Genomic DNA, 22,139 nt, shown 5'->3' with positions numbered 1-22,139 from the left:
TGCGAACGTGCGGACCTGCAAGCGCGCGGCCATGCGCATCTGCGGACGGCAACCGGCGGCTCATGGCTCGCGCGGCTCCGCGCGGATTCTGGCCACGTTCGCGGCGACGTCCTGCCATGCCGGCTTGCCGCCCGCGAACTGCGCGCGCAGGTACGACACGAGTTCGGCAACCTGGGCGTCGTTGAAACTGTCGCGGTAAGCCGGCATCGTACCGAGTTCGGGCCGCGCAGGCGAGCCGATGCCGTCGAGAATCACGCGAATCAGGTTGTCCGGTGTCGCTCCGTGCAGGTTCGTGTTTAGCGCGAGCGACGGATGCGCGCCGAACAGCTGCGGCCCACTGCCGGTGTGATGGCAAGCGGCGCACGCGCCGTCGAAAAGCCGCGCGCCCGCCGTGACCGGCGCGCCCGTGATCGTGCTGGCCTGCTCGTACGCGTGCGCGGTCGCAGCCGGATCCGCGTTCGGTTCCAGCGGATTGAGCGACGCGAGATAGACGGCCATCGCGCGGATGTCGCTGTCGGGCAGCGCCGCGAGATCACCGATCACCGGCGCCATTGGCCCGGCCGCGACGCCATGCAACGGTGCGTGACCGTCGCGTAGATAGCGGAACAGCTCGTCCTCGCTCCACGGCACCGGCGCATTCGACAACGCCGACAGCGCGGGCGCTTCCCAGCCCTCGGCGCTGCCGCCGCTCATGAACGCCGCGCCGGTTTTCTCGGCGCCGAACGCATTGCGCGGCGTGTGGCACGCGCTGCAATGGCCGAGGCCGTTCACCAGATACGCACCGCGATTCCACTGCGCGCTCTGCGCCGGGTTGGCGGCAAACGCAGTGCGGCCGAGAAACAGGCCGTTCCATGCGGCCATCAGCGGTCGCACGCTGAAAGGAAACGCGAGCTTCGTTTCGGGCGGCCGGCTGCGCACCGGGGTTTGCGACATCAGATAGGCGTAGAGCGCGTGCAGATCGTCGTCGGAGATGTTCTGGAAAGACGTGTACGGAAACGCCGGATACAGCCGATGACCGTCGCGGCTGATGCCGTGCCGCATCGCGCGCGCGAACGCTTCGAGCGACCAGTGACCGATCCCGGTCTGGCCGTCGGGCGTGAGGTTGGTGCTGTAGACGGTGCCGAAAGGCGTCGCGAGCGGCTTGCCGCCGGCGTTCGGCACGCCGTTGTGGGCGGTATGGCAAACCGCGCAATTACCGAGCGACGCCAGCAGCTTGCCACGCGCGACCATGTCCGGCGCGAACGCGCTCGCGAGCGGCGGCGTGATCGGCGCGAGCGGCGCGCTGGAGACCGATGCGAACGACAGCGCGCCAAGCCAGCCGACCGCGCCCGCCGCGCCCGCGGCCAGCAAGCCAAAAAAGCCGCGTCGCCAGCGCTTTTTCCGGCGTGCCGCCGCCGCGTCTTGCGCCTGCGCATCGGCGAGCGCGGCGCGAATCTTCTCGGGAGTAAACGGCGGACGACGGAAACGCACCCCCGTCGCGTCATACAGCGCGTTGGCAATCGCGGCCGCGCCGGGCAACGACGCCGATTCGCCCGCACCCATCGGCGGCTCGCCGTGGCGCGGCATCATCACGACGTCGATCACGGGCACTTCGCGGAACGTCAGGATCGGATACGCGCCCCACTCCTGGCTCGTCACCGCGTTGTCTCCGAAACTGACCTGCTCCTTCAGCGCGCGGCTCGTCGTCTGGATCACGTTGCCGTGAATCTGGTGACGCACGCCGTCGGGATTGATCATCGTGCCGGTGTCCTGACCGACGACGACCCGCGTGACCGCGAGTTCGCCGCTCTTGCGATTGACTTCGACGTCGGCGACCCACGCGGACCAGGCAGCGCCGAACCCCGGGAATTTGCTGTGCACGTAGCGCGCGTACGCGATGCCGCGGCCGCGCGCTACGTCGCCGTCTTCGTCGCTTTCGCCGTCTTTGCCGCGGGCTTTGAATGCGGGTTCGCGCGGCTCCCACCCGGCTTTCGCGGCGACCGCCTTGACGAGGTCGATCGCGCGCGGATCGCTCAGATGCCGGAGGCGGAATTCGACCGGATCGACGCCGGCCTGCTCGGCCAGTTCGTCGATGAACGACTCGTGCGCGAACGTGTTCGGCAGCGCGGACACGCCGCGCAGCCACGCGGCGCGCACGATCGGCGGCGTATCGTCGCAGACGACGCGCATGCTGCGATAGTCGTATGGCGGCGCGGCCGTGCGGTCGCCCATCTCGAACACCTGCGGCTGAGCGGGGATCGTGCCGGTCAGCAGCAGCGCGAGCGTGGGAGCGTCGTTCGACGGATAGCGCGTCGCGAAGTCATAGGCGGCCAGTTCGCCTTCGGCGCTCAGCGCGCCGCGTACGTCCATCAGTTGCGCGGCGCCCTTCGGCTCCCACGCATGCTCGTCCTCGCGCGATAGCTGCACGCGCACCGGCGCGCCGACCGCGCGCGACAGCAGCGCGGCGTCGGCGGCGACGTCGTCCGCGCAATTGCGTCCGTAGCAGCCCGCCGCATCCATCCGCACGATGTCGATGCGCGCTTCGTCGAGCGCCAGCAGCAACGCGAGGTCGGCGCGCAACGAATGCGGATTCTGTGTGCCGGACCAGATTTTCAGCTGCGCACCTTCGCCGTCTCTGGTGCGATAGTCCGCGACCGAGCACGATGGGCCGATCGATGCATGCATCTGGAACGGCCACACGTAGGTGCGTTCCAGCGTGCGCGACGGGTCTTGCGCGAGCTCCGCGTCGACGTCGCCTTCGATCACCAGATCGCGCCGCGTCGCCGGATTCGCGCGCAACGCCGCTTCGACCTGCTCGCTCGTGTCGAGCGGCGGCAAGCCATCGACCGCTTTCCAGCGCACGTCGAGCCGCTGCGCCGCCTGCTGCGCGATTTCCTCGCGCTCGGCGACGATGCCGACGAAATCGCGAATCACGACTACCTCGACGATGCCCGGCAAGTCGCGAATCGACGCTTCGTTCACCTCCAGCAGGCTATGCCCGATGAACTCGCCCTGCGCGACGCCGGCATAAGGCGGTCGCACCACGCGTCCATGCAACATGCCGGGCACGCGCACGTCGTGCACGAAGCTCAGCTCACCGGTCGCCTTCGCCGGAATATCGACGCGCGGCGCGCTTTTGCCGACGACGCGGTACGCGTGCGCCGGTTTCAACGGCGCATCGCTCGACAGCAGCAGTTCGACACGCTGGCCTTTGATCAGATCTCCATAGTGAATGCCCTGCGCCGGGTCGCCATCGCGTGGAAACACCCGGCTGTCCTGCACGTCGAGATCGTTCGCGTCCACGGTCAGACGCGCAGCCGCTTGCGCGAGCAGATACTGACGCGCTTGCGCCGCCGCCTGCCGCAGCGGCACCGCCGAAATCTGGATCGTCGCGCTCGCGATCGTGGGTCCCTGGTTCGGCGCTTCGCCGGTATGTCCGAGCACGATCGATACGCGCGTGAGCGGCACATCGAGTTCTTCCGCGACGATCTGCGCGAGCGCCGTGCCGATGCCGGTGCCCAGGTCCACGTGACCGTTGAACGCAACGACGCTGCCATCGTCGCGCACGACCAGAAACAGATCGGCCTCGGTCGGCACGAACGACGAACGCGAACCCGGCTGACCGGGCGCGGCCTTGACCGGTGCATGCGGCGGCCGCGCGACGATCAGCACGCTGTGCGCGTCGTACAACTGCTTGCGCGACGGCGGCGCGCCACGACGGTCGACGCTGAAGTCCGGCCCGGTCATACGCGCGCTCCGTCGTGCACGTCCGTTTGCGCGGCGAGCAATTGCGCCGCGCGCTGCACCGCGCGCACGATCTCGACATGCGTGCCGCAGCGGCACAGGTTGCGCGACAGCTCGCGCCGGATCGTCGCGACGCTCGGATGCGGATCGCGATCGAGCAGCGCCTTCGCGGTCATGATCATGCCGTTCAGGCAGTAGCCGCATTGCGCGGCCTGTTCGTCGATGAACGCCTGCTGCACCGGATGCAACGCGGTGCGCGTGCCGAGCCCTTCGAGCGTCGTGATCTCATGGCCCAGTGCGACTTCGGCGGTCGTCACGCAAGCGCGCGTCGGCATGCCGTCGAGCAGCACGGTGCAGGCGCCGCATTCGCCGAGGCCGCAGCCGAACTTCGGCCCGTTCAGCGCGAGATCGTTGCGCAGCAGATAGAGCAGCGGCGTCTGCGCCACCGCATTGACCACATGCGTCGCGCCGTTCACCTTCAGCACGAGCTGCGCGGCGCGGTTCGTCATGATGCGAGCACCCTGTCGTGCCGCGCGTTCACAGCACCACCGGCACTTCGGTCGCGGGCGGCGTATTGCGGCTGCGCCGGCAACGGATCAAGCCATCGATCATCACCATGCCGACGCCCGGAATATCGCCGAGCTGCACGCTTTCGAGCAGCGTGTCGGCGGCCGTATGCTGCGCGCGGTCCATGAACACGAGATCGGCGGGACGGCCCACTTCGATCAGCCCCTGGCGCAGATTGCGCTGCCGCGCGGTATTGCCGGTCGCGAAGCAGAACGCAATTTCGGCGGGGACGTCGGCGAGACTCGAAATCAGCGCGATCATCCGCAGAATGCCGAGCGGCTGCACGCCGGAGCCCGCCGGGCTATCGGTGCCGAGAATGATCCGGTGCGGGCACTTCAGCTCGATCGCATGGCGCGCGGTCAGCAACGCGATCCGCTCGTTGCCGTTGTGGACGATTTCGAGCGCGCGGCTCGACTGCTCGCACAGATCGCACACATGCCGGTATGACAACGATGTATGGCCGCCGTTGACGTGGCCGATCACATCGGCATCGGCGGCGAGCACGACGTCACGATCGATCAGCCCCGAGCCCGGAATCGACGGACCGCCCGTGTGAATCGTGCTCTGGATGCCGTACTTGCGGGCCCACGCGACCATCTGCTGCGCTTCCTCGCCGCCCTTCACGCTGCCGAGACCCACTTCGCCGAGCAACTTCACCCCGGCTTCGGAGAGCTCCTTGAAGTCCTGCTCGACCATGCCTTTCTCGATCACCGGCGCGCCCGCCAGCACCTTGACGCCGCCACCCACACCAGCCGCGCGCATGCCGTCGAACGAACGCTGCGCGGCGATCGCCAGCGCCTTCACGCCGAGCACATCCTTTGGACGCCCAGGTAAATGCACTTCGCCAGCCGAGATCATCGTGGTCACGCCGCCGTTCAGATTCGACTCGATCCAGCCGAGCTGATTCTGGCGCGGGGTCCAGTCGCCGAACACCGGATGCACGTGCGAATCGATCAAGCCGGGCGCGACCGTCGTGCCTTTGCAGTCGACCGTGGTGCGCGCGCCTTCGAGATCGCAGTCCTTCTCGCGGCCGACCGCGACGATCACGCCGTCGTCGATCACCAGCGTGTCCGCGTCGAGAATCGGCTGATCGATATCGCCCGAGAGCAGCAATCCGATGTTCGTTACCGCGACCTTGCCCGACAAGCCTGTCAACGTCTCTGCCGCCATCTGCCTCTCCTTTCGCCGACACTACCCGATGAATTCACACGCTCAGATAAGCGCGCCTCACTGTTTCGTTCCGTGCCAGTTCGCCGATCGTGCCGCTGAAACGGATCTGCCCTTTTTCGAGCACATACGCGCGGTCGCTGACCAGCTCGGCGAAGTGCAGATTCTGTTCGGATAACAGAATGGATAGCCCTTCGCGCTTCAGTTCGAGAATCATGTTCGCCATCTGCTCGACGATCACCGGCGCGACGCCTTCGGACGGTTCGTCGAGCAGCACCAGATACGGATTGCCCATCAGCGTGCGCGACACGGTCAGCATCTGCTGCTCGCCGCCGCTCATCTGGCCGCCGGGGCGTTTCGGCATTTCGCCGAGATTCGGAAACAGGCGGAACAGTTTCTCGGGGGTCCATTGCGGCGCGCCTTCGCGCGGCGGCTGGCGGCCCGTGTCGAGGTTCTCCATCACCGTCAGGTCCGCGAACACGCGGCGGTCTTCGGGCACGAAACCGACCCCCATGCGGGCGATCTTGTACGGCGCGAGCGTACTGATGTTCTGGCCGCGAAACGTCACTTCGCCGTGGCGGCGCGGCAGCAGTCCCATCACCGCTTTCATCGTCGTCGATTTGCCGGCGCCGTTGCGGCCCATCAGCGCGACCACCTCGCCGCGGCCGACTTCGAGTCCGACGTCGAACAGGATATGCGCGCGGCCGTAGAACGCGTTGAGGCCAGAGACTTTCAGCATCGATTCGCTCATTGCAACGTCCCCTGGCCGTTCTGCGCATCGTCCGCCGCGTCCTGTAGCGGCGCGTGCGGCCGGAATGTCTTGCCGGTGCCGAAATAGACTTCCTGCACGCGTGGGTCGTTGCGGATGGTATCGCCGTCGCCTTCGGCGATCAGCTTGCCGCGAGCGAGCACGATCATGCGGTCGGCGTACGCGAATACGACGTCCATGCTGTGCTCGGTGAATAGCACGCCAATCTTGTGTTCAGTCACGAGGCTTTTGGTCAACGCCATCAATTCGTTGCGCTCCTTCGGCGCCATGCCCGCGGTCGGCTCGTCCATCAATAGCAGCTTCGGCCGGTTCGCGAGCGCAATCGCGAGTTCGACGCGCTTCACGTCGCCATACGCGAGCACGCCGCACGCGCGTTTCGCGTGCGCGCCCATGCCGACCTGTTCGAGCAGCCCGAACGCTTCGTCGGCATGGTGCGAACCTGCCGGCTTCCATAGGCCGAAGGTCTTTTTCTCGCGCGACACCAACGCCATCTGCACGTTTTCGAGCACCGTCATCGAATTGAACGTCGCGGCGATCTGGAACGTGCGGCCGACGCCGCGTCGCCAGATATCGCGCGGCCGCATGCCGACGAGTTCATGACCGTCGAGACGGATCGAGCCGGCCGACGGCTGCAACTGTCCGTTGACCATGTTGAAGCAGGTGGACTTGCCCGCGCCGTTCGGACCCAGCAGCGCCAGCAGTTGGCCGGCTTCGAGATCGAACGAAACGTCATCGACCGCCTTCAGTCCTCCGAACGATCTCGACAGACCGCTTACGCGCAGCAGGCTCATAGGCCCTCCTTGACCGCGGCGGTCCGTTGCGACGGCGACGCCGCGCCGCCGTTGGCGCTGTCGGCCTGATCGCCGCTCGAATCACCGAAATGCTCGCGAATGAAGCCGACGATCCCCTGTGGAAACGCGATCACCAGCAGCAGGATCGCGAGGCCGAGCAGCGCCTGCCAGTAGTCGGTCTGTCGCGCGACCGTATCCTGCAGCCACGTGAACACGGCCGCGCCGACGATCGGCCCGCTCAACGTCTGCAAGCCGCCGAGCAGCACCATCACGAGGCCATCGACCGAACGGCTCACGCTGATCACTTCGGGAGAGATGTTGCCCTTCGAAAACGCGTACAGCGATCCGGCGAGTCCGCAGAACAACGCCGCGATCACGAACGACACCCATTGCACACGCTTCACGTCGATGCCGATCGCCTCTGCGCGCAGCGCGGAATCGCGCGACGCGCGCATCGCGTAGCCGAGTGGCGAGAACAGCATGCGGCGCAACAGCCACACGCCGAGCACCGCGCACGCGAGCGTCAGGTAGTAGAACGCGACCGGCGACGACAGCCAGTTCGACGGCCACAGCCCGAGAATGCCGTTGCTGCCGCCCGTCACGTCGTCCCACTGGAACACGACCGACCACACGATCTGCGCGAACGCGAGCGTCAGCATCGCGAGATAGACACCGGAGAGGCGCACGCAGAACCAGCCGAACACGAGCGCACCGACCACGGCGAGCAGCGGCCCGAGCAGCAACGCGGCCTCCATCGGCAGATTCAGCACTTTCAGGAACAGCGCCGCGCCGTATGCGCCGAGTCCAAAATACGCGGCATGGCCGAACGAATGCAAACCGCCCGGACCCATGATGAAATGCAGGCTCGTTGCGAACAGCACCGCGATCAGGATTTCGACGAGCAGCACCGGCATATACGGAAACGCGTTGGCCGCGAGCGGGGCAAGCACGAGCACCAGCAACACGAAGGCGGCGAGCCACTTCAAACGCTTGCCCGCGGGTCGCAACGGCGTTTCCGGCGCCCCCATCGCGCGCACCGCGGCGCTCGCGCGGCCGAGCAGCCCCCACGGCCGCACCACCAGCACGACCGCCATTACGACGAATTCGGCGACCAGCGTGAAGCGGCTCAGCGACAAACCGACGCCGAAGATCGTCACGTGCCCGATGCCAATGCACAACGCCTTGATCTCGGCGATCAGCAACGCCGCGACGAACGCACCCGGAATCGAACCCATGCCGCCGACCACGACGACCACGAACGCATTGCCGATCGTCTCCAGGTCGAGCGACAGGTTCGCCGACATGCGCGGGCCTTGCAGCGCGCCGCCGAGTCCCGCGAGAAACGCGCCGACGAAGAACACGCCGGTAAACAGCCACGCCTGGTTGATGCCGAGCGCGCCGAGCATCTCGCGATCCTGCGTCGCGGCGCGCACCAGCGTGCCCCAGCGCGTGCGCGTCAACCCGTACCACAGCAGCAGCAAGACGACGGGGCCGATCACGATCAGCGCAATGTCGTAAGTGGGCAGCGGATGGCCGAGAAAATCGACCGCGCCCGCCAGATGCGGCGCGCGCGGGCCGAACAGATCGTCGGGGCCCCAAAGCCATAGCGCGGCGTCGCGAAAGATCAGCACGAGCGCGAAAGTGGCGAGCAGATGAAACAACTCGGGCGCCTGATAGATCCGCCGCAACACGACGATTTCGACGAGCGCGCCCAATACCGCGACCGCGAGCGCCGCAGCCAGTACCGACAGCCAGAAGCCGCCCGCCGTATGCCCAAAGCGGCTCGCGATGCTATACGCGACGTAAATGCCGAACATATAGAACGAGCCATGCGCAAAGTTGACGATGCGCGTCACGCCGAAGATCAACGACAAACCGGCGGCGACCAGAAACAGCGTCGACGCGTCGGCGAGTCCATTGACCAGTTGTACCAGCAGATTCGAAAGCATCGGGACCCTCGGCAGCCCGCCGAACGGCGCGCGCGCAACATGCGCAGCGGCTCGATCGGCGGGGCGTTGCAGCGCGGGCGGCACCATGCGCGCCCGCGTCAACGGCAGGACACTACCAGCGAAACAACCCGCGCAACAAGCGACGGCAAACAGGCGCCTGGAAAAAACGATCGCTCAGCGCAAGCCGTCCTCGCCCTTGATCTCGTTCGCCTGCAGGCCGCCGATGCGCGGCAGCGGCCGGCCCGACGCCGTGACCGCGACCGCCACGACGATTTCGTTCGCGCGCGGCGCGTCGGCCACGCGCGCCTCGATCGCGTCGAAATGGCTGCGCACGTAGGCGGCGTCCTTATGGCCGAGCGGCACGTCGATCGCGGTGCCGAGCGTGCCGATCTTCTTCGCCGACGGCACCAGCGCCGCGCCCTTTTCGACCGCCGCGCGCAGCGGCGCGCCGAGCTTCGGATGCAGGATCGCGGCCGCGTGTTCGAGCTCGCCCGCCTCGCCGACGATCGCCGCCTTGCCGTAGCTTTGCGCTTCGCCGGGCGCGATGCCCAACGCTTCGACGCAGCGCTTGCCGAGCAGCGCGCCGAGTTCCTCGCCCGCGTCGATCAGCGCGTCGAGCTTCGCCTCGTAGCGGCCCGCATACGGATTATCGATCACCGCGATCGCGACCGCGCGGCGCGCGGGCGGCTCGACGGCCTGGCCCATTTCGATGCGTGTTTCGTCGACCTGCACGACCAGCTTGCGAAGCCTGATTGCCATTTCCGCTCTCCGGGTTGCGATGCTTTGCTGTTTTGCTGTGTGGTTGCGCCGCTCGTTTGTGCGCCGTTGCTGCGGCGCGCCGCTTTAGCGCAAGCCGTCCTTGCCGACGATCGCCTCTTTCGCGAGGCCGCCTACCCGCGCATGCACGCGCTGGCCCGTACTCATCACGAGGATGTAGACGATCTCATCGGCGGCGGGCGCACCGGGCACGCGTACTTCGATCGCGTCGAAGTGGCTGCGCACGTAGCTCGCGTTCACATGCGTGAGCGGCACGTCGAGCGCAGTGGACGGCGCGCCGACCTTCTTCGTCGACGGCACGATCGCGTTGGTCGGCACGCCGTGCTTTTCGAGCAGCTCGCGCATCGCGTAGCCGCCGGGCACATGCCATAGCGCGCCGTGCTCCAGCTCGCCGCGCGCGCCGACGATCGCGCCTTTCCCATAGCTTTCGATCGACGCATGCGGCACCGCCATCGCCGCGAGCAGCCGCTGCGCCATATCGAAACCGATCGGCTTCAGCGCCTCCATCGCGGGTTCGATATTGGGCTCGTAGCGGCCCGCGAACGGATTCGTCATCACCGCGGCAATCGCGCCGCGTCTGAGCGGCTGCGCGGGCGCGGGGCCGAACTCGTGAAAGATGTCCTCGACGTGTGTCAGCACGCGGCGTATTTCGAACACGGAGCCTCCGTTGTCAGTGAAGCGCGCGTAGTGGACGACGCGCGTGAATCGTCGATGCCTGCGACGCGCGCCCGTCCTTGCAGGAACAGCGCGGCGCCTTCGATCAAACCCTGCTCGCACAATCGCTGTGCAACGTCGACGCCGCGCGCGAGCGCGAAGTCGATCAGCGGCTGCGGCAGACGCGGCACGTCGACGGTCACCAGCAGATCGCCGAGATCGCTATCGTCCTTCAGCGACGAGGCCGGGCGCCGCACGATCTCCGCATGGTCGAGATCGACGGCGTTCGCGATCATCGTCGCGGCGGCGTCGGCGCTCGCGGCCTCGCGCGCGAGCACGGTCACGCTGTCGGCGATGCCGAGACTAAAGCTGCGGCCGCGCCAGCCGCTCGTCGCGATGCCGCGAATCGGCTGCCGCGCGTCGAGCGTCAGATGCGCGTCGAGCGCAGGGTCGTGCGCGAAACGCGAGCCCGAGAATTGCGCCAGGTCCGCGAACACGCCCACGCGATACTGCTGCCCCGCGGCGAGATGCAGCGCGATGTCGCCACCGTTGTTGATGAACGCGCGCGCGATGCCCTCCCGCGCAAAGGCGGCAATCAGTTCGTCGGCGACGCTGCCCGCCACTGCGGCCATCGGCGTGACAAAGCTTGATCGATGCGGGTGACACGCACGCCACATGCGTGTCGCGACCGGCCCTTGAAGCGGGCAATCCTGCAACGCAGCCGCTGACCGAACCGGTTGCCGAAGCACGTTCAATTCGCCCACCAGTTCCTGCAATACGCCACTGAAGCGCTGCCAGCACGCGTCGTACGCGGCGCGCAACGCGTCGGGCTCGCCGTCGGCGCCGAGGATCAGGTCGATCGGCCCGTGCTGCCAATGCCAGCGGTGTTCGTCGAGCCGGATTCGGGTGGGGGTCATCGTGTGGCTTTTATTCAGGAGGATCGACCGAGCACTGCTGGCGGCCACGGATTATCCGAATCGAGCGCCAGCGTGCGGCGCGCGAGCGGTGCGCCTTCCGTATGCGTCGGTCCACTCGCTAGCACGCTCTGCAGCGAGCGCACCGCATCGACGTGCCCGCCCAGATCGCAATACGTGTCGTACGTCATCGTGAATTCGATCGGCGCGACGATCGCCGGTGTCGGCACCGTGCCGAACGACCGGTCCGGCATGCGCATCACGTCGACCATCACGGTGATGCCGCCGCCTGGCCACACATAAGCGGGCGCGCCGCCACACGTCACGTTGACGAGCTTGCGCTTGATCGCGCGCGTGAGCAGCACCGGATTTTCGGTCGCGCCCGCGCGCAGACTGCCGCCCGCGCCGCCGAGAAACAGCACCGTCGCGAGCGACGGCTCGCAGTTCTCGCCGATCCGCTCGACCGTGCTGCGCACCGCGTCGGGCATCGGCGCGACCCGCGGCACGAGTTGCGCGTCGAGCTCGTACCATTGCGCGTGCTCGCCGGTCGTCGATACCATCAGCACGCGCATGCCCGGCTTCGCGACGGTCGGATCGAATCCTTCGACGATCGCGAGCGGGTCCTGAATGTCGGTGCCGCCCCAACCGGTGCCAGGATTGGCGACCTGAAAATAGCGGCCCGGCGTCGATTTGCGCCCGCGTATCTTGAGTCCTGAACGCGTCATGCCGAGGCAGCGGCCCGCCTGATGCTCGGTCAGCACACCGGTGATGTGATCGTCGACGACCACCACTTCATCGACGTGGCCGAACCACTGCTTCGCGAAGATGCCGATCGTCGCGGAGCCGCAGCCGACACGCATGCGCTGCTCCTCGACACCGTCGACGATGGGCGCGACGCCGGCGCGGATCACGAGACTCGCGCCGCCGTCGATACTGAGTTCGACCGCCTCCTTGTTGCCGAGCGCAAGCATCATGTCGCAGGTCACCCGGCCTTCTTTCTTGCTGCCGCCGGTCAGATGATGGACGCCGCCGAGGCTCAGCATCTGCGAGCCGTATTCGGCCGTCGTCACGTGGCCGACGATCTCGCCGTCGCAGCGCACGTTCGCCTGTTCGGGACCGAGAAAGCGGTCGGTGTCGATCTTCACCTTGAAGCTGCAATAGCTGAAGATCCCTTCGGTGACGACGGTCACCATGTCGACGTCGTCGAGCTTCGACGCGACGATGAATGGCGCGGGCTTGTAGTCGGGATAGGTCGACGAGGCACCGACGCCGGTGACGAAGAGTGCGGGTTCGGCGGTGCTTTGTTCTGCGGCGCTTGCTGGGCCGAATTCGATTGCCGCATCCGCCTTATCTGCGCCGGCATCATTGGCACGCGACAGAAACACCACCGGATCGACACGAATCAACCGCCCATCAGCATTCGCGTAGCGATCGCACGCGCCCGTGCGCCCTTCCGAGATCTGGCACAGCACCGGACACGCATTGCATTCGATCTTGTTCGAGGCCATGCGCTCGCTGCGCGGCGCCGACTTTTCGAGCACGGTCGGGCCCGGCGTCGACGCGGTATCGCGATCGACACTCTCTGCACCGAAATCGACCTTCGTATGTTCTGTCATCGTGGGGTTCCGTACGACATCACAGGTGCGACATGGCTGGCGGTGCTGCGCGGTGCGCGAATCGCCCCGGTTTCAGGGGACTTTCGCGTGGGCCGCCCATTTTCATGTTGCGGCCACTCACCGTTCATGTAGTATCTTCTACACCAAACTCGATTGAAATCTACTCGATCAAAATCGACTGCGCAACGTGTTTTCCGTCGCGCGGAATCGTGGTGCAATGCGGCATCGGCGCGCTTGGCGTGCGCGCCTGCCGTTCAAACCTACGCTGACAAAGAGATCCGAGACCGTCATGAGTCCCACCGCCGTTCGCAAGCCGGGCGCCATCGGTATCCGCGCGAAACAGGCGCAGGACACGCGCGCCAAGATCCTGAAGGCGGCCATCAAGGTGTTTGCGAAGCAGGGGTATGCGAGCGGCCGCATCGAAAGCATTTCGAAGGCCGCGCGCTCGCACGACCGGATGATCTATTACTACTTCGGCAGCAAGGAGCAGTTGTTCATCGAAGTGCTGGAGACCATCTACACGCAGTTCAACGAAGCGGAAAGCAAACTCGATCTCGATCTGCGCGATCCGGTGCATGGGCTCGAACAGATGGTCGAATTCGTCTGGCAGTACTACCTCGATCATCCGGAGTTCGTCACGCTGCTGTCGAGCGAAAACCTGCACCAGGGCAAGCATGCGAAAAAATCGCAGAAGCTCAAGGAGATTTCGGGCTACGCGATTTCGGTCGTGCAGAAGCTATTGGACGCGGGACGCGCGCAGAACGTGTTTCGCGCCGATATCGAGGCGCGCGACGTGTATCTGATGATCGCGTCGCTCGGCTATTTCTATAACGCCAATCAGTACACGCTCGGCGCGTTTCTCGGCGAGCCGCTGATGGACAAAGCGGCGCTCGCGCATTGGCGCGAGGTGATCAAGGAGACGGTACGGCGCGCGGTGTGCGTGCAGGTGCCCGCGAGCGATGCCGTGACGAAGGCGGCAGTGAACCATCGCGAAAGCGAAAGCAAAAGCGAAACCAAAGCCGAACCAGCTCGCGGCGCTGCATAAAAAAACGCGCGACGGATATGTCCGTCGCGCGTTTTCTGATTGGCGCTGAGTACTACGCGTGCGCGGTCTTTACGACTTCGCCGCCGCGGCCGCGGCCGCCGCATCGTCCTCGCGGAACAGCTTGTCGGCGAGGTGGAACGCGGAATTGGCCGCCGGCACGCCACAGTAGATCGCGGTCTGCATCAGCACTTCCTTGATCTGCTCGCGCGTCACGCCGTTGTTCTTCGCGGCGCGCAGGTGCAGCGCGAGTTCTTCGCTGCGATTCAACGCCACCATCATCGCGATCGTCAGCAGGCTGCGCGTATGACGCGGCAGTCCTTCGCGCGTCCAGATCTCGCCCCACGCATAGCGCGAGATGAAGTTCTGGAACTCCTCGGTCAACTCGGTGCGGTTCGCGAGCGAACGGTCGACGTGCGCGTTGCCCAGCACCGCGCGACGCACCCCCATGCCGGCTTCGTAGCGATCTTCGTCGTTCATTTTGCCTCCGTCAGGAAGTCGAGCACGGTCTTCGTGAACTCGTCGACCTTTTCGATGTTGGAAATGTGCGAGGCGTCGAGCTCGACGTAACGCGCGCCCGGAATCGCCTGCGCGAGTTCGCGGCCCTGCGCGGGCGTGGCGGCGAGGTCGTGCGTACCGCTGATCACGAGCGTCGGCAGCTTGATGCCCGGCGTTTCGGGACGCAGGTCGGCCGCATCGATCGCGTCGCAGTTCGATGCGTAGCCTTCCTTGTCGGTGTGCACGAACACGTCACGGATCATCGCCAGCACGACCGGCTCGCGCTCGATGAAGTCGGCCGTGAACCAGCGCGGCAGCACCGCGTCGGCGAGCGCGAGCATGCCTTCGGTGCGCGCCTTCGCGGCACGCGGGACCCACACTTCAGGCGAGCCGATGCGCGCGGCCGTGTTGCACAGCACGACTCGCTCGAAGCGGTCGCCGTGACGCGCGGCGAGCGCGATGCCGGTCAGGCCGCCCATCGAGATGCCGCAGAAGTTCGCGCGTGCGATCTTCAGCGTATCCATCAGGCCGAGCACGTCGCCGCTCAGCTGCTCGATCGTGTACGGACCCTTCGGTGCCTCCGAATGACCGTGGCCGCGCGTGTCGTAGCGCAGCACGCGGAAATGCTTCGACAACGCCGCGACCTGCGGCGTCCACATGGACATATCAGTGCCGAGCGAATTCGACAGCACGAGCCACGGCGCGTGGCCGTGACGATCGCCGTCGATGCGATAGTGAAGCTCGGTGCCGTTGACTGCGGCGTAGGGCATGCCGGTTACTCCTTGGAATGGGCGCGCTGCGCGCGCGAGGTGTGAAGCGCCAGCGCGGCATCGACATATGCGTGCGCCTGGCCGACGTATTGAGCGGGATCGAGCAGCTGCTTCAGGCGCTCGATCGAAAGATGTTCGGTGACGGCCGGGTCGGCGGCGAGCACGTCGTACAGCGTCTTGCCGTCGCGGATCGCCGCCTTCGACGCGCGCTCGACCAGATGATGCGCGTCGAGCCGGCCGATGGAATCGCCGAGCGCGAGCATCACCGCTTCACCGAGGATCAGCCCGTGCGTGACGTCGAGATTCTTTGCGAGGCGCGGCACGTTGACGTTCAAGCCGGACGCGATCTGTTCGATGTTCGCGAGCGCGCCGCCCGCGAGGCGCGCGAGATCCGGCAGCGCGTCCCATTCGGCCTGCCAGCCGCCGAGCGCGCGTTCGTGCTCCTGCACCATGCCGGCGAACACGGTCGCGACCAGTCCCGGCGCGCGCGTCGCGGCGGTCAGCACGGCCGCGCAGCCGACCGGGTTGCGCTTGTGCGGCATCGTCGACGATCCGCCCTTGCCGGCCGCGGCCGGTTCGGCGAGTTCGTCGATTTCGGTTTGCATCTGCAGCGAAACATCGCGCGCGATCTTGCCGAGCGTGCCGATCAGCATGCCGAACAGCGACGCCGTTTCGGCGATGCGATCGCGCTGCGTGTGCCACGGCAAGGTCGGCACCGCGAGGCCCAGTTCCTTCGCGAGCGACTGCGTGACCTGCGGCGCCGCCTCGCGAAGACTCGCGAGCGTGCCGGCCGCGCCGCCGAACTGCAGCACCAGCACGCGCTCGCGCAATGCATCGAGCCGCTCGCGATGACGCAACAGCGCGTCGAGCCATTGCGCGAACTTCAGACCCAGCGTGATCGGCAGCGCCTGTTGCAGCCACGTGCGGCCGATCATCGGCGTCGCGCGATGGGTGGCCGCGAGTTTCGCGATCGCGTCGCAGGTCGCTTGCAGGCCGCTGTCGAGCAGGTCGAACGTGTCGCGCAGTTGCAGCACCGTTGCCGTGTCGATGATGTCCTGGCTCGTCGCGCCCCAATGCACGTATTTGCCGGCTTCGGCATCGGCGGCTTTGACGCGCGCGGTCAGTTGCTTGACGAGCGGAATCGCGAGGTTGCCGCCGAGCGCGGCGTCGCGTGCGAGCGCGTCGGCGTCGAGCTGATCGGCCTCACAGGCGGCTTCGATCGCGGGAACGGCGGCTTCGGGAATCACTTGGTGGGCGGCCGAAGCGCGCGCGAGCGCGGCTTCGACATCGAGCATCCGTTGCAGCGTGGCACGCGGCGCCCAGATGTCGTTCATCGGCTGTGTGCCGCAAAGAAGGCCAGTCAGACGGGCGCTGGAGTCGAGCATGGTGACGACGATGTTTGAGGGAATCGGAGGTGAAGAATCGGCGCGGCGCGCGACGGTTCGAAGCAGGCGCCGTCGCGGCGTCGCGCTGCGGACCAGGTGTCGCGCTTCGCGCAGGCGCCTATTCGTCAGCGTCGCTATGCAGTGCGCCGCCCTTACGCCACTCTACGCCGCGCCATGTGCTGCGTATTGTGCGCCAAACGCGGCCCGCATGTCGCCGAGGTCGCCAGGTCAGCGCGCGGTGAGCCGTGCCCACGTCGGCGCTGGCCTGTTCGTGGAACGCCACGCGCCCCATGAATGCGACATCGTTGCTGCATTCTTGCGGCGTAAGCGGCCTTCAACCGAGACGCCATCGACGCGGCCGCAAAGCGGACCGCCGCCGCGACGCCTCGGCTAGCTTCAGGCCGCGCGCGCGGCCTGCGTGCCGTCGGTCATCGGCACGCCAGTCAGCTTCACCAGTTCGTCGAAGCCGATGTCCGAGAAAATCTCGCGCACGACGAGGCCTTCCTTCGTGACGTCGATCATCGCGAGGTCCGTATAGATACGGGTCACGCAGCCGATACCAGTGACCGGATACGAGCACTCGGCGGTGATCTTGCTTTCGCCTTGCTTGGTCAGGTGCTCCATCATCACGTAGACCTGCTTCGCGCCGATCGCCAGATCCATCGCGCCGCCGACCGCCGGAATCGCGTCGGGTGCGCCGGTGTGCCAGTTCGCGAGGTCGCCCTTCGCCGACACCTGGAACGCGCCGAGCACGCAGAAGTCGAGATGGCCGCCGCGCATCATCGCGAACGAATCCGCGTGATGGAAGTACGCGCCGCCCGTCAGCAGCGTGACGTGCTGCTTGCCGGCGTTGATCAGTTCGTCGTCTTCCTTGCCCTTCTCGGGTGCCGGGCCCATGCCGAGCAGACCGTTTTCGCTGTGCAGGAAGATTTCCTTGTCGGCGGCGAGGTGGTTCGCCACCAGCGTCGGCACGCCGATGCCGAGGTTCACGTAAGCGCCTTCAGGGATGTCCTGGGCAACGCGCTTGGCCATTTCATCGCGGGTCAGTTTTTTCATGTCGGTCTCCGGGTCAGGCAGCAGCGTCGTGAGGATTGGGCGTCGGGGCATGCGCTGCTTGCGGCACCGCGATCACGCGCTGCACGAAAATGCCGGGCGTGACGATTTCTTCCGGATCGAGGCCGCCGAGCGGCACCACTTCCGACACCTGCACGATGGCGGTCTTCGCGGCGCTCGCCATGATCGGCCCGAAGTTACGCGCGGTCTTACGATAGATCAGGTTGCCCCAGCGGTCGCCCTTGTACGCCTTGATCAGCGCGAAGTCCGCATGCAGCGGCGCTTCGAGCACGTAGTGACGGCCGTCGATCAGGCGGGTTTCCTTGCCTTCGGCGAGCTTGGTGCCGTACGCGGTCGGCGTGAAGAAGCCGCCGATGCCCGCGCCCGCCGCGCGGATGCGCTCCGCGAGGTTGCCTTGGGGCACGAGTTCGAGTTCGATTTCGCCGGCGCGATAGAGCGCGTCGAACACATACGAGTCGGTCTGGCGCGGGAACGAGCAGATGATCTTGCGCACGCGCTTGGCTTTCAGCAGTGCCGCGAGGCCGATGTCGCCGTTACCGGCGTTGTTGTTGACGATGGTCAGGTCGCGCGCGCCCTGCTCGATCAGCGCGTCGATCAGCTCGGACGGCATGCCGGCCGTGCCGAAGCCGCCGATCATGACGGTCGCGCCGTCGTGGACATCGGCAACCGCCGATTGAAGTGTCTCGAAAATCTTGTTGATCATGTCGAATTTCCTTTGGGGGCGCTACGTGCCGCTGGGCTGACAGCCCTCACCGACCAGGTTCGCGGCAAGGCTCGCGCGGAAACAGTCTCCGGGCATGCTGGCGACGGCTCGCGAGGGGAGAGCGGGCTGGCGCCTTCGATTGGTTCGCTGTTGAATTTGTTCGTTACATGAACAGTGATTCGTTTAGCGAACGCTTCGGCGATTATGGTTGTCTTGTGGGCGGGTTGTCAAGGCAGGGAAACCCCCTTCATCATAGGTCGCCGCACGCGGCGGCGAAGGTCCGGGTTGACCCCGTCCAGCGCTCGACCTGCGCGCGAAAAAACCGGCTGGGCGAAATCCCACTATGCTTATGGGAGATTTTTCAACTAGGCTCTATAGCGATACGGCATAGGCACCGCGTTGCCCCGCCCGCCCCGCGAGCCACAACAAGCATGTCCGAGACACATCTGGATCTGAATCTGATCCCATATCTGGTTGCGATGGAAGACACGCGCAACGTGAGCCGCGCCGCCGAGCAGCTCGGCGTGAGCCAGCCGCGGGTGAGCACCGCGCTTGGCCGCCTGCGCGAATACTTCGACGATCCGCTGTTCGTGCGCACCTCCAGGGGCATGGAGCCGACACCGCGCGCGCTCGCGATCCTGCCCGCCGCGCGCGACGCGCTGCTGCGCATCGAGAAAGGCATGCTCGACGTGCAGGATTTCGATCCGGCGACGAGCACACATACGTTCTCGATCGCGCTGTCCGACGTCGGCGAGATCGTGTTTCTGCCGCGTCTTTTGCAGCTGTTCGCCGAGCGCGCGCCGTCCGCGAATCTGCGCTCCGTCACGCTGTCGCCGTCGCAGGTGGAACGCGGGCTCGAATCGGGCGACGTCGATCTCGCCGTCGGCTATTTTCCGGACCTGGCGGGCAACAACTTTTTTCAGCAGCGGCTCTTCACGCATCGCTTCATCTGCCTGATGCGCAGCGGACATCCGCTGTCGAAGGGGCCGCTCACGCTCGAGCAATACGTGGCCTCGGGGCATGCGGTCGTGCGCGCCGAGGGACGCAGCCAGGAAGTGCTCGAGCAGTACCTCGAGAAGAAGCGCATCAGGCGACGCGCGGTGCTCGAAACGCCACACTTCATGAGCCTGCCTTTCATCCTCGCGCGCACCGATCTCCTCGCGACCGTGCCGCACGCGATCGGCTTCGCGTACGTGTCGGAGCATGCGTCGATCATGCTCGTCGAGCCGCCGCTGCCGTTACCGCGCTTCGACCTGCGCCAGCACTGGCATCGCAAGTTTCATAACGATCCGCGCCTCAGCTGGCTGCGCGGCGTGGTCGCCGAACTGTTCAACGATGCGATGGACGAATGGCCGAAGTAGTGGTTTGAAGCAGGTTTGCGACCGCCCCGGCCGCGAAAGGGGCATCGGCACCTGTGGGCGTAAAACATGGAACAATGGCCCCAGTTACTGACCCCGCGCGCCGCGCAGCGCCGACGCGCGATCGAGGAGGACGACGCATGACCAGCAGCAAGGCAAAGAAAACCAAACCCGCAGCGGCCGTCGAACGCCCGAGCCGCGAAGAAGCTGAGGCAGCCGTGCGCGTGCTGCTGCGCTGGGCCGGCGACGATCCGCGGCGCGAAGGCCTGATCGACACGCCGGCGCGCGTGACGCGCGCCTACGAGGAGTTCTTCGCCGGCTATCAGGTCGATCCGCGCGAGATCCTCGCGCGTACCTTCTCCGAAGTGGACGGCTACGACGAAATGATCGTGCTGAAGGACATCCGTTTCGAGAGCTACTGCGAGCACCATATGGTGCCGATCATCGGACGCGCGCACGTCGCGTATCTGCCGAACCATCGCGTGGTCGGCATTTCGAAGCTCGCACGCCTCGTCGATGCGTTCGCGAAACGGCTGCAGATCCAGGAAAAGATGACCGTGCAGATCGCCGATACGCTGAACGACGTGCTGCAACCGGCCGGCGTCGGCGTGATTCTCGAAGCCGCGCATCAGTGCATGTCGACGCGCGGCGTGCATAAGGCGGGCGTCACCATGGTCACGTCGCGCATGCTCGGCACCTTCCGCACCGATCCGTCGACACGGCGGGAGTTTCTGTCCATCGTCGGAAATCCCGGTGTGGTGGCGATGCCGAATGCCTGATGCGGCGGACTGAAAGGCTGCTTGCGGTTCGCTGACGATGCAGCCCCCCGCCCCTGCATAGCATGCGTGCGCCCCCGCGCACTCTCTTCGGACCCGCCGGTAATCTTGCGGTGGGTACGCTGGATTGACAGTTAGTTGCGTCTTGATGATCGAGGTCGATGCTCAGCACCGCCCGTCGGGACGCGCTGCTCCCTCACGGATCGTCCCGTCGCCCAATCCACCCGGCCCGCCCCAGGTGCACCGCCCCACGTGCACCGCACCGCGCGCACCACCCATCGCGCACCAGGCACCGTGCAACAAACCATCGGCTATGCTGAATCCACGGTGCCGCGGGAACGCGCTTTGCGATCCACCGCGGGCGCACCATCCACGCGAGACTTTGCGCACGCATGTCGGCCCAACAGCAGCAACAGGAGCGCCTCAATTGGTCGAGTTTCCGTTGTCGGCGGTGTCAACCTGGGGCAGCGCGATCGTGTTCGTCAACGTTCTGCTGACGCGCCTCGGCGTACCGATTCCTGCCGTGCCGATGCTGCTGTTCGCGGGCTCGGCGATCGCCGCGGGCACCCTGTCGTTCTGGCCGACGCTCGGCGCGGCGGCGCTAGGCGCATTGATCGGCGACGGCACCTGGTTCGCGACGGGCCGGCTGTATGGCCGCAACCTGCTCGGGTGGCTCGGCCGCCTGTCGCCCGCCGTCGATACGAGGCTCGAAACGGCGCGCTCCCTATTCGAACACTATGGCGTGCCGCTCGTGTCGATTTCGAAGTTCGTGCCCGGGCTCGGCCTGCTCACGCCACCGCTGATGGGCACGACTGCCGTCGACATCCGCATCTACGCACTCTGGGATCTGGCGAGCGTGATCGTGTGGGCGGCATTCTGGCTACTCGGCGGCGCGGCGGTGGAACGCGAACTGCACATGCTGCGCGCGTTCGTCGAGCAGCGCGGCGGCACACTCGCCGACATTCTTCTTGCGGTGGCGTTCGTCTATCTGCTCTACCGGCTGTATCTGCGATACCTGGAACGGCGTCGGTACGCGCGAGCCGAATCGGCCCCAGCCACGCCAATGCCGGCCGCGCCGACGGTAACCGCGCCGACTCACGCCTCACCGGCGAGCGCCGTGTCGAGAATGCCGTGGCGCTGGCGCCGCCCCGGTCGCCTGAGCCGCATGGCGCCGTCCCGCGTGCTCGATGCGCGGCCCGGCGGCCCGCTGCTCGATCTGCGACGCCGGATTCCCGACGCGCTCGCGCTCGATCCGCATTCGCCCGAGCAGATCGAGGGCGCGCTGCGCACCCACGACATGGTCATCTATTGCATCTGCCCGGACAGCGCGACCGCGCTCGAAGTCTCGCAACATATGCGCAGCAACGGCTACACGCGGATTCGCGCGCTGCGCGGCGGGCTCGATGCCTGGCAGCGGCGCGGCTTCCCGGTGGGCTTACTGGCTTACGCGGACGGTGCTGCTGCCGATCGGCCGCGCTCCGCGTGGCGCGACGAAACTCCCGCGGCGGTGACGTTGCGCGGTTTCGCGCCGCGCAGCGCAGAGCGCGCCTGACTCGCGCTGCGTCGCGCGACGATATGAGCCAGGAAAGGGTTCACGCACGCGAGC

The 22,139-nt window shown here is 66.4% G+C and carries 19 protein-coding genes; 4 read left to right on the top strand and 15 right to left on the bottom strand.

Features of this window, described 5'->3' with window-relative positions:
• Nucleotides 1-60 precede the first annotated feature (60 nt).
• From L0U84_RS22055 to L0U84_RS22010, 10 genes are all read right to left on the bottom strand, one after another.
• The gene (locus tag L0U84_RS22055) at nt 61-3,726 is read right to left on the bottom strand and encodes a molybdopterin cofactor-binding domain-containing protein (protein WP_233852650.1); all 3,666 of its coding nucleotides are present in this window, start codon (nt 3,724-3,726) and stop codon (nt 61-63) included.
• Nucleotides 3,723-4,232 carry a (2Fe-2S)-binding protein gene (locus L0U84_RS22050; protein WP_233852649.1) on the bottom strand — a complete coding sequence of 170 codons (510 nt, stop codon included), beginning with the start codon at nt 4,230-4,232 and terminating at the stop codon, nt 3,723-3,725. The genes L0U84_RS22055 and L0U84_RS22050 overlap by 4 nt, the downstream gene beginning before the upstream one ends.
• A gap of 28 nt (nt 4,233-4,260) precedes the next feature.
• Nucleotides 4,261-5,460, bottom strand: a complete 1,200-nt coding sequence (locus L0U84_RS22045) for an amidohydrolase family protein (RefSeq protein WP_233852648.1) — start codon at nt 5,458-5,460, stop codon at nt 4,261-4,263.
• 34 nt (nt 5,461-5,494) lie between these two features.
• Nucleotides 5,495-6,208: an ABC transporter ATP-binding protein gene (locus L0U84_RS22040; RefSeq protein ID WP_233852646.1), complete on the bottom strand. Its 714-nt coding sequence runs from the start codon at nt 6,206-6,208 to the stop codon at nt 5,495-5,497.
• A complete protein-coding gene (locus tag L0U84_RS22035) occupies nt 6,205-7,017 on the bottom strand; it encodes an ABC transporter ATP-binding protein (RefSeq protein WP_233852644.1) in 813 nt (270 codons plus the stop codon). Before L0U84_RS22035 ends, L0U84_RS22040 begins: the two co-directional genes overlap by 4 nt.
• The gene (locus L0U84_RS22030; protein WP_233852642.1) at nt 7,014-8,966 is read right to left on the bottom strand and encodes an ABC transporter permease; all 1,953 of its coding nucleotides are present in this window, start codon (nt 8,964-8,966) and stop codon (nt 7,014-7,016) included. Before L0U84_RS22030 ends, L0U84_RS22035 begins: the two co-directional genes overlap by 4 nt.
• Before the next feature lie 174 nt (nt 8,967-9,140).
• A complete protein-coding gene (locus L0U84_RS22025) occupies nt 9,141-9,725 on the bottom strand; it encodes an amino acid synthesis family protein (protein ID WP_233852640.1) in 585 nt (194 codons plus the stop codon).
• An 84-nt stretch (nt 9,726-9,809) separates the two neighbouring features.
• Nucleotides 9,810-10,400 (bottom strand): amino acid synthesis family protein, encoded by a 591-nt coding sequence (locus tag L0U84_RS22020; RefSeq protein ID WP_233852638.1) that lies wholly within the window; start codon nt 10,398-10,400, stop codon nt 9,810-9,812.
• The gene (locus L0U84_RS22015; protein WP_233852636.1) at nt 10,376-11,314 is read right to left on the bottom strand and encodes a UPF0280 family protein; all 939 of its coding nucleotides are present in this window, start codon (nt 11,312-11,314) and stop codon (nt 10,376-10,378) included. Before L0U84_RS22015 ends, L0U84_RS22020 begins: the two co-directional genes overlap by 25 nt.
• Before the next feature lie 14 nt (nt 11,315-11,328).
• Nucleotides 11,329-12,927 (bottom strand): 6-hydroxynicotinate reductase, encoded by a 1,599-nt coding sequence (locus L0U84_RS22010; protein ID WP_233852635.1) that lies wholly within the window; start codon nt 12,925-12,927, stop codon nt 11,329-11,331.
• A gap of 289 nt (nt 12,928-13,216) precedes the next feature.
• Here L0U84_RS22010 and L0U84_RS22005 point away from each other — a divergent pair, with 289 nt between their 5' ends.
• Nucleotides 13,217-13,972, top strand: coding sequence for a TetR family transcriptional regulator (locus L0U84_RS22005; RefSeq protein ID WP_233852634.1), 756 nt, complete (start codon nt 13,217-13,219; stop codon nt 13,970-13,972).
• Nucleotides 13,973-14,041: 69 nt separating this feature from the next.
• Here L0U84_RS22005 and pcaC read toward each other — a convergent pair whose 3' ends face one another.
• From pcaC to L0U84_RS21980, 5 genes are all read right to left on the bottom strand, one after another.
• Nucleotides 14,042-14,449: a 4-carboxymuconolactone decarboxylase gene (gene pcaC, locus L0U84_RS22000; RefSeq protein ID WP_233852633.1), complete on the bottom strand. Its 408-nt coding sequence runs from the start codon at nt 14,447-14,449 to the stop codon at nt 14,042-14,044.
• Nucleotides 14,446-15,237 carry a 3-oxoadipate enol-lactonase gene (gene pcaD, locus L0U84_RS21995; protein ID WP_233852632.1) on the bottom strand — a complete coding sequence of 264 codons (792 nt, stop codon included), beginning with the start codon at nt 15,235-15,237 and terminating at the stop codon, nt 14,446-14,448. The genes pcaC and pcaD overlap by 4 nt, the downstream gene beginning before the upstream one ends.
• Nucleotides 15,238-15,242: 5 nt before the next feature.
• Complete coding sequence (locus tag L0U84_RS21990; RefSeq protein WP_233852631.1) at nt 15,243-16,622, bottom strand: 3-carboxy-cis,cis-muconate cycloisomerase; 1,380 nt, start codon at nt 16,620-16,622, stop codon at nt 15,243-15,245.
• A gap of 396 nt (nt 16,623-17,018) precedes the next feature.
• A complete protein-coding gene (locus tag L0U84_RS21985; RefSeq protein ID WP_233852630.1) occupies nt 17,019-17,678 on the bottom strand; it encodes a 3-oxoacid CoA-transferase subunit B in 660 nt (219 codons plus the stop codon).
• A gap of 13 nt (nt 17,679-17,691) precedes the next feature.
• Complete coding sequence (locus L0U84_RS21980) at nt 17,692-18,399, bottom strand: 3-oxoacid CoA-transferase subunit A (RefSeq protein WP_129957223.1); 708 nt, start codon at nt 18,397-18,399, stop codon at nt 17,692-17,694.
• Between the two features lie 431 nt (nt 18,400-18,830).
• Here L0U84_RS21980 and L0U84_RS21975 point away from each other — a divergent pair, with 431 nt between their 5' ends.
• From L0U84_RS21975 to L0U84_RS21965, 3 genes are all read left to right on the top strand, one after another.
• Entirely contained in the window at nt 18,831-19,760 is a 930-nt protein-coding gene (locus L0U84_RS21975) for a LysR family transcriptional regulator (protein WP_129957224.1), read from the top strand.
• 137 nt (nt 19,761-19,897) lie between these two features.
• Nucleotides 19,898-20,536, top strand: coding sequence for a GTP cyclohydrolase I FolE (folE, locus tag L0U84_RS21970; protein ID WP_326491192.1), 639 nt, complete (start codon nt 19,898-19,900; stop codon nt 20,534-20,536).
• 424 nt (nt 20,537-20,960) lie between these two features.
• Nucleotides 20,961-22,085, top strand: coding sequence for a VTT domain-containing protein (locus L0U84_RS21965; RefSeq protein ID WP_233852626.1), 1,125 nt, complete (start codon nt 20,961-20,963; stop codon nt 22,083-22,085).
• Nucleotides 22,086-22,139: the final 54 nt, after the last annotated feature.

It is taken from the genome of Paraburkholderia sp. HD33-4, from assembly GCF_021390635.1.
Lineage (GTDB): Bacteria > Pseudomonadota > Gammaproteobacteria > Burkholderiales > Burkholderiaceae > Paraburkholderia.
This window is presented reverse-complemented; position numbering and strand designations above follow the sequence as displayed.